This is a genomic window from Marinobacter sp., assembly GCF_034669625.1.
In the GTDB taxonomy this organism is placed as follows: Bacteria; Pseudomonadota; Gammaproteobacteria; order Pseudomonadales; family Oleiphilaceae; genus Marinobacter.
Genome location: NZ_JAXMOY010000033.1, coordinates 1 through 8,196, shown reverse-complemented (window position 1 = coordinate 8,196; position 8,196 = coordinate 1). Strand labels below are relative to the sequence as shown.

General features: G+C 52.6%; 7 protein-coding genes. 1 reads left to right on the top strand and 6 read right to left on the bottom strand.

Annotated elements, in window-relative coordinates:
• Window positions 1-314: 314 nt before the first annotated feature.
• From purT to VOI14_RS15525, 4 genes are read right to left on the bottom strand one after another with little or no spacing between them, the layout of a single operon-like run.
• On the bottom strand, window positions 315-1,514 hold the full coding sequence (gene purT / locus VOI14_RS15540) for a formate-dependent phosphoribosylglycinamide formyltransferase (protein WP_323752952.1): 1,200 nt from the start codon (window positions 1,512-1,514) through the stop codon (window positions 315-317).
• Between the two features lie 21 nt (window positions 1,515-1,535).
• Window positions 1,536-1,718: a DUF1289 domain-containing protein gene (locus VOI14_RS15535; RefSeq protein ID WP_323752951.1), complete on the bottom strand. Its 183-nt coding sequence runs from the start codon at window positions 1,716-1,718 to the stop codon at window positions 1,536-1,538.
• Entirely contained in the window at window positions 1,715-2,248 is a 534-nt protein-coding gene (locus VOI14_RS15530; protein WP_323752950.1) for a gamma carbonic anhydrase family protein, read from the bottom strand. The genes VOI14_RS15535 and VOI14_RS15530 overlap by 4 nt, the downstream gene beginning before the upstream one ends.
• 17 nt (window positions 2,249-2,265) lie before the next feature.
• Window positions 2,266-2,847: a CoA pyrophosphatase gene (locus VOI14_RS15525; protein WP_323752949.1), complete on the bottom strand. Its 582-nt coding sequence runs from the start codon at window positions 2,845-2,847 to the stop codon at window positions 2,266-2,268.
• A gap of 95 nt (window positions 2,848-2,942) precedes the next feature.
• Here VOI14_RS15525 and VOI14_RS15520 point away from each other — a divergent pair, with 95 nt between their 5' ends.
• On the top strand, window positions 2,943-3,521 hold the full coding sequence (locus VOI14_RS15520) for an NUDIX hydrolase (protein WP_323752948.1): 579 nt from the start codon (window positions 2,943-2,945) through the stop codon (window positions 3,519-3,521).
• On the opposite strand, the gene VOI14_RS15515 is transcribed toward VOI14_RS15520, so the two are convergent.
• Together VOI14_RS15515 and purL are read right to left on the bottom strand one after the other, a co-directional pair.
• Window positions 3,491-3,802 (bottom strand): YqfO family protein, encoded by a 312-nt coding sequence (locus VOI14_RS15515; RefSeq protein ID WP_323752947.1) that lies wholly within the window; start codon window positions 3,800-3,802, stop codon window positions 3,491-3,493. The genes VOI14_RS15520 and VOI14_RS15515 overlap by 31 nt on opposite strands.
• Before the next feature lie 432 nt (window positions 3,803-4,234).
• On the bottom strand, window positions 4,235-8,140 hold the full coding sequence (purL, locus tag VOI14_RS15510; RefSeq protein WP_323752946.1) for a phosphoribosylformylglycinamidine synthase: 3,906 nt from the start codon (window positions 8,138-8,140) through the stop codon (window positions 4,235-4,237).
• Between the last annotated feature and the right edge of the window lie 56 nt (window positions 8,141-8,196).

The window sequence follows — 8,196 nt, the reverse complement described above, 5'->3', positions numbered from 1 at the left end:
CCACCTTGTCAACCGTTAATTTCAACTGCTGTTTTCGTCTTCGAAAACGGCCGAAAAACTCACCGGCATTACTGCTAAATCGTGGGGCGCATTCTACACTGAACCGCCACCTTGTCAACTGCTTTTTGAAGAATCTTTAAAACGTTTTCTTCAGAACTTTCAAGCAGTTACCGCTTCGTTGCTGACCGTGTTTAGCGGCTAGCCCCTCAAGCGAGATGCGCATTCTACAGACATCCCTGAGGGTGTCAACGGGTGATCTAAAACTTTCTATAATTTCTTCAAATCACCCTTTAGCCACCCCTCAATCCCGACGACTATACCTCTACTTTAACCTTGCTCACGACAGCCACCGCCCTAGCCCTCGCATCCTCTATAGAGGAACCATGCGCCAGCGCCACCCCCATCCGCCTTCTTCCTTTAAGCTCAGGCTTACCAAATAACCGTATCTGCGTATCCGGTTCGGATAGCGCTTCACCCAACCCACTATAGGACACCGATGTCGAATCGCCTTCGGGAAGAATCACCGCAGATGCAGTCGGCCCTTTTTGTCGAATCAAGGGAATAGGCAAGCCCAGTATCGCTCTTGCATGCAAAGCAAACTCTGACAGGTCCTGGGACATCAGTGTCACCAAGCCAGTATCGTGCGGCCGAGGCGATACCTCTGAAAACCAAACGTCATCGCCCTTAACAAAGAGCTCAACACCATAGATACCGTAACCACCGAGATCACTTACGACAGAGCGAGCAATTTCGGTGGAACGCTCATACGCTTTCGGAGACATGGGGTGCGGCTGCCAGGACTCCCGATAATCGCCATCTTCTTGCTGATGACCTATAGGATCACAGAACGAAATTCCGTCACGGTGCTTGACGGTTAGCAACGTGATCTCATAATCAAAATCTACAAAACCCTCTATAATCACGCGGCCACGGCCAGCCCTACCACCACTTTGAGCATATTCCCACGCGGCATCAATATCGTTTTCGGCTTTAACAGTACTCTGCCCTTTACCCGACGAACTCATTACGGGCTTAACCACCAAGGGCATGCCGACTTCTTTGACCGCAGCCAAATATTCTTCGTAATTACCCGCAAAACGATAAGGCGATGTCGGCACCCTTAGCTCTTCCGCGGCCAAACGCCGAATACCTTCCCGATTCATTGTCAGGTGGACCGCTCGCGCCGTTGGCACCACGCGATAGCCCTCTTCTTCCAGTTTAACCAACTCTGCCGTGGCAATCGCCTCGATCTCTGGAACAATCAAGTCGGGCTTCTCCAGCTCAACGACTTTCCGCAACGCCTCACCGTCCAACATATCAACGACATGACTCCGGTGCGCCACCTGCATAGCCGGTGCATTCGGATACCGGTCGATGGCGATCACCTCCACACCAAACCGTTGCAGCTCAATAACAACCTCTTTACCCAACTCTCCTGAGCCACAAAAAAGAACGCGGGTAGCGTTCGGTGTCAGAGGAGTGCCGATACGCACAGCATCATCGGTTACAGTCATTCCCGTTTACGTCCTGTTCTTTTAGATTTGAAATTTCTTTTCACGCTCTGCGACATGCTTGAGTACTTGCCGCCGTTCTTCATTGGTCATGGAGCTCCAGCGCATGATTTCATCGCCAGTGCGCTGACAACCAATGCAGACATCGTCGTCGTTCAACGCGCACACAGACACGCAAGGTGATCGCACCTTATCCCGAACTTTCATTGCGGCAGATCAACCTCTTTCAACTTCCCAAGATAACGCTGCGCATTGTGTACGTAATGCAGTGCGCTCATCTCCAACATCTTCTTTTGGCTCTCGCTAATTTCCCGGCGAATTTTCCCGGGCGAACCCACCACCATAGAACCATCGGGAATTTCCATCCCTTCCGGAATCAAGGTGTTTGCCCCGATCAGGCAATGCTTGCCAATTTTGGCGCCATTCAACACAACCGCATTGATTCCGATGAGAGAATAATCGCCCACTTCACAGCCATGCAGCATGGCTTTATGACCTACCGTCACTCCACGACCAAGCGTGAGCGGAATTCCCGGGTCAGTATGGAGAACTGAGCCGTCCTGTACATTCGTTTCAGGGCCAATGGTAATTAGCTCATTATCACCACGAATCACCACATTGAACCAAACGCTGGACTTCTCCATCAGTTTAACGCTGCCAATCACTGTGGCGTTCTCGGCAACGAACTGCCCGCTCCCAGAGTACTCAGGCATGCGATCATCAAGACAGTAAAACATCACTTCCTCCATTTTATTCAGCGCGGCGGCTCAAGAATATCGATACCGGCATCGTACACAGTATTCAAAAAATCAACTAAAACCACCGCAGACAATCCCCAGATCTGGAAACGCTCCCACCGATAACACGGCACGTAAAGCGTACTGCTCTGAAACCCCAAGGCATCAGTGCGCTCTCGCTTGTCTTCCAGGAAAAACTCGATAGGAACCCGAAACACACTCTCTATTTCATCGGGGTTTGGTTCACAGGGATGATCTTCCGGAACAATACCTACATAAGGCGTAACAAGAATTCGATGAAGGGACACCACCTGACTGAGTGGCGCAATCACGCTAACCTGATCCGGCGGCAGGCCGATTTCCTCATGGGTTTCCCGCAACGCGGTCGCAGCCAGCGACGAATCCTCCGGATCACGCTTCCCCCCCGGGTATGCTACTTGACCGCGATGGGTCTTAAGGTTTGCAGATCGCAGGGTAAAAATCATCTCAGGGCTATTGGAATTATCGGTAATCGGCACCAATATTCCAGCCTCGGGATAATCCAGAGCTAATTGCCTGGGGGCGTAATTTAACAGCTTTTCCTCCAACAGATCCCGCACTCTGCTCTCCAACCACATAGCAACATTGAATGAGACACAAGCAGCCGTGATGGTTAAACTGGCTACTATTGAACTCTCAGTATACGGGGAAAATGATGAAGTATTGCAGCACTTGCGGCCAAGAGGTTGAACAAAAGATCCCGGCGGGTGACAACCGGTACCGTTATGTATGCATTAGCTGCGACACCATCCATTACCAGAATCCGAGGATCATCGCGGGCACCGTTCCGGTATGGGAGGGAAAGATCCTGCTTTGCCGGCGAGCGATTGAACCTCGCTACGGCTACTGGACTCTGCCCGCAGGATTCATGGAAAACGCAGAAACAACGATCGAAGCAGCTGCCCGCGAAACCTTAGAAGAAGCTCTGGCCGAAGTCACTATTGACGGCTTGTACTCCATCATTGATGTGCCCCATATCAACCAAGTGCATATGTTCTATCGGGCGACGCTCATTGACGGCAGCTTCGGTGCGGGTGATGAGTCACTGGAATCACGACTCTTCGACGTAGACGAAATCCCTTGGAATGAGATTTCATTCCCGACCGTCAAAAAAACGTTGGAATTTTTTCTTTCTGAGATGAAGTCAGGCAACTACGGTCTGCACGTCACAGATATCCGCCCCCCAACCACTAAACGCGTTCATCACAACACTTCAAGCCGGAACACTTCGTAAGCCGGCTCTTCATATGGGTGGGCCTGCTTCAACGCTTTGATGGCCCCCTGAATCAGCGACTCAGCACACACCAACTCCACCTTAAATTCCGCAACCATTTCCAATTCGCCCTGCCTGCCTAAAAAGGGGTCGCTGCCTGCAAGCGGGCGAAACTGACCCTGCCCCTTACACTGCCACGCACAACTATCGTACTCTCCGATTTTCCCCGCGCCGGCATCGAAGAGAGCTTGCTTGGTCGCCTCCAGGTGACTCTCGGGAACAAAGTAACAGAGCTTAAACATCAGGCACCTCAAATCGTACAAGTTTTGTTCAAATCTAGAGTTTCTCAACTTACCCACAAAATCTGTGGATAACTCTGGGGAAAGTATTAGGGAATCCACTCTAACCCCTTATGAACACTGGCCTCAGCTCAAATTGACGAGAAATTCACCCATTACACAAAATCTATAAAATTCAGCGACTTAAAAGCAAAGGTCAAAAAGTGAACGTATATCCCATTGTTTGTTCATAGTTCCACCAATCAGGCCCCAAAAATGTGCATAAAAAATTTGAGTCAAGCCCTTAATCGCCAGTTTTAGCAGAATTCTCAAATATATATCGTACACTTATTAATCAAGCAAATACTTAGAGCACAAAAAAACCGACCGGACAATACCCCTTACAAAGAAAGAGCACTATCCGGCCGGCTTTTGCGCAAACCGAAGCCGCTTACACTAGCCCAGCCAACGCCTCGCATTTCTGAACATCCGCATCCACGGACCATCTTCCTGCCAGCCATCAGGCCTCCAGGAATGCTGAACCGCCCGGAATACACGCTCAGGGTGAGGCATCATAATGGTGACTCGGCCATCACGGTTCGTAATCCCAGTAATGCCACCTTCCGATCCATTTGGGTTATACGGATAACGGCTTGTCGCTTCACCACGATTGTCCACATAACGCAGTGCTGCCAGCTTATTCTCAACCAGAGCATCCGCCGAATTGCCAGGTACAAACTCAATGCGACCTTCGCCATGAGCCACAGCTATCGGCATACGCGAACCGGCCATACCATCCAGGAAAGCTGACGGAGACGGCGCCACTTCCACCATGACCAAACGAGCTTCGAACTGCTCCGACTGGTTCCGCACGAAGCGAGGCCAGCCTTCGCTGCCAGGAATAAGCTCGTGCAGGTTGGACAGCATCTGACAACCATTACATACACCCAGCGCCAAGGTATCTTCACGATTGAAGAAGCCGGCAAACTGATCACGCACACGATCGTTAAACAGAATGGACTTAGCCCAACCTTCACCTGCACCCAATACGTCGCCGTAGGAGAACCCACCGCACGCCACCAAGCTCTGGAAGCTATCTAGAGAAACTCGACCAGACAACAGGTCACTCATATGCACATCAACAGCTTCAAAGCCGGCTCGATCGAACGCGGCAGCCATTTCAATCTGACCGTTTACGCCTTGCTCACGCAAAACAGCCACTTTCGGTCGTGCACCTGAATTGATAAACGGCGCTGCAATGTCCTCGTTAATATCAAACGTCAGATCAGCATTCAGACCGGGATCTTTGGTGTCCAGCAAGTTATCGAACTCGTCCTTCGCGCAATCAGCGTTGTCGCGCAACGATTGAATTTGATAACTGGTTTCTGCCCACAAGCGCTGTAAATCGGTACGAGAGTCATCAATGACGCTTTCACCAGCGAATGTCAGCTCAATCCGATCAGACTCGTTCAGAGTACCGATGACACCGGTATGATCGCCGAGGCCGGCTGCGGAAAACTGCTGAAGCACGAATTCGGTATCTTCACGGCGCACCTGAACCACGGCACCCAGTTCTTCGTTAAACAACTCGCGAGCAAACTGGGAACTATCTTCTGCCAAACCGTCCAGTTTAACGCTGACACCGGTACGGCCCGCGAAACTCATCTCCGCGAGGGTCACGAACAGACCACCGTCAGAGCGGTCATGATACGCAAGCAGCTTAGCGTCAGAGTTCAAACCCTGAATGACCGCGAAGAACGCCTTGATATCGTCGGGATCATCCAGATCAGGGGCCACCGCACCAACCTGGCTATACACCTGGGCCAGCGCAGAGCCTCCCAGACGATTCTGACCCGCCGCCAGATCAATCAGGATCAGGTCGGTTTCGCCAGCATCGGTCCGCAATTGGGGAGTCAGCGTGCGAGCCACATCAGTAACCGGGGCAAAGCCACTCACAATAAGAGACAGTGGCGACGTTACGCTCTTCTGCTCGCCGTTATCTTCTTCCCAAGTGGTCTTCATGGACATCGAGTCCTTACCAACCGGGATCGTGATACCCAGCGACGGACACAATTCCATACCCACCGCTCGAACGGTTTCGTAGAGATTTTCATCTTCACCCGGATGACCAGCTGCGGCCATCCAGTTCGCTGAAAGCCGAATATCCGAAAGCTTTGCAATCGGCGCAGCGGCCAGGTTGGTAATCGCTTCACCCACCGCCATACGGCCCGAGGCCGGTGCATCAATCGCCGCCACCGGTGTACGCTCACCCATGGCCATGGCTTCGCCTGCACGAACATCAAAGGACGCTGCAGTGACCGCCACGTCGGCCACCGGCACCTGCCAGGGACCAACCATTTGGTCGCGGGCAACCAAGCCGGTAATCGTTCGGTCACCGATGGTGATCAAAAAGCTCTTGGAACCTACAGACGGCAGCCGAAGAACACGACGGATCGCGTCATTGAGATCGATTTTCGACGAATCGAAAATCGGCTTCGTAAAGGATGCGCGCGTCACGCTCCGATGCATTCTCGGTGGTTTCCCAAACAAGACGTCCATCGGAAGATCAACGGGTTTGTCGTTAAAGTACGAATCAGCCAGTTCCAGATGGTGCTCTTCGGTCGCTTCGCCAATCACTGCATACGGGCAACGTTCACGACGACACAGAGCATCAAACCGTTCAAGGTCTTCCGGTGCTACTGCAAGGACGTAACGTTCCTGCGATTCGTTACTCCAGATTTCCAACGGAGACATGCCGGGCTCGTCACTGGGGATGTCCCGCAGCTCAAATTTACCGCCGCGACCACCGTCTTTGACCAGTTCTGGCATGGCATTAGACAAACCGCCCGCACCCACGTCGTGGATAAAGCAAATGGGGTTCTGTTCACCCAACTGCCAGCAACGATCGATCACTTCCTGACAGCGGCGTTCCATTTCAGGGTTGTCACGCTGAACCGAGGCAAAATCCAGATTCTCGTTACTGGAACCGGAATCCATGGAAGATGCCGCGCCGCCACCTAGACCGATCAGCATGGACGGACCGCCCAATGCAATCAGCTTCGCACCAACGGGAATATTGCCTTTTTCGACATCTTCTTCACGGATATTACCCATACCACCGGCAATCATGATCGGCTTGTGATAGCCGCGCACTTCTTCACCGGCCGCACCCGGCACTTTTTCCTCGAAGGTACGGAAGTAACCGGTCAGGTTCGGACGACCAAACTCGTTATTGAAGGCAGCGCCACCAATCGGACCTTCGATCATGATATCCAGCGGTGAAGCAATACGGCTGGGCTTCCCGTACCCAAGCTCCCATGGCTGTTCGTCGCCGGGGATGTTCAGGTTAGATACGGTAAAACCGGAAAGGCCGGCTTTCGGTTTTGAACCACGCCCGGTAGCACCTTCGTCACGGATTTCTCCACCAGAACCGGTCGCGGCGCCGGCAAATGGAGCGATCGCCGTCGGGTGGTTGTGGGTTTCCACCTTCATCAGAATATGCACCGGCTCACGGTTGTAGCTGTACACACCGTTGCCCGGGGCCGGGTAGAAACGTCCGGCCACACTTCCGACAATCACAGAAGCGTTGTCTTTATAAGCGGACAGAACGCCTTCGCTGTTCATCTCGTAGGTGTTTTTGATCATCGCGAACAGGGATTTCCCCTGCGCTTCGCCATCGATATCCCAGGAGGCGTTAAAGATCTTATGGCGACAATGTTCCGAGTTCGCCTGCGCGAACATCATCAACTCCACGTCGGTCGGATCACGCTCGAGTTTGATGAAGGATTCGACCAGATAATCAATTTCATCGTCCGCCAGAGCCAGCCCCAGACGGGCATTGGCTTCAACCAACGCAGCGCGGCCACCCGACACAATCGGAACGCGGCCCAGCCGCCGTGGCTCTTCGTTGCTGAACAACAGTTCGGCTCCACCCATTTCGTGGAAGACCTTCTGTGTCATTCGGTCATGCAGGAGTGCTGCGATTTTCTCACGCTGCTCCAACCCCAGCTTTTTGCTGGACTGGATATAATAGGCAATACCGCGCTCAATTCTGCGGATCTGTCGCAGACCGCAATTACGGGCGATATCGGTCGCTTTACTGGACCAAGGAGACAGAGTGCCTGGGCGTGGAACCACGAGGAATAAAACTCCATCCTGCGCTTCTACTTCAACACTGGGCCCGTAGGTAAGCAGCCGGTCCAGAATCGCCTGTTCGGTATCGGACAGGTCGTCATCTAGATCCACAAAGTGCATAAACTCAGCATAAACATGCTCCACATCCGGAACCATGTCCTGAATGCGAGAATGCAATTTGCGGGAACGAAAGGGCGAGAGCGCTGGCGCGCCGCGAAGTTCAAGCATGATATCAACCTGTATCGCGCGAAGAATCGGGGGACGTCTTTCTGAAAGGCGGCAAT

What these genes read in the sequence shown, in the direction of transcription:
- VOI14_RS15520 (WP_323752948.1), top strand. Translation starts at nt 2,943, where the DNA reads ATGAAGTATTGCAGCACTTGCGGCCAAGAGGTTGAACAAAAGATCCCG.
- VOI14_RS15515 (WP_323752947.1), bottom strand. Translation starts at nt 3,802, where the DNA reads ATGTTTAAGCTCTGTTACTTTGTTCCCGAGAGTCACCTGGAGGCGACC.
- VOI14_RS15530 (WP_323752950.1), bottom strand. Translation starts at nt 2,248, where the DNA reads ATGTTTTACTGTCTTGATGATCGCATGCCTGAGTACTCTGGGAGCGGG.
- purL (WP_323752946.1), bottom strand. Translation starts at nt 8,140, where the DNA reads ATGCTTGAACTTCGCGGCGCGCCAGCGCTCTCGCCCTTTCGTTCCCGC.
- VOI14_RS15535 (WP_323752951.1), bottom strand. Translation starts at nt 1,718, where the DNA reads ATGAAAGTTCGGGATAAGGTGCGATCACCTTGCGTGTCTGTGTGCGCG.
- purT (WP_323752952.1), bottom strand. Translation starts at nt 1,514, where the DNA reads ATGACTGTAACCGATGATGCTGTGCGTATCGGCACTCCTCTGACACCG.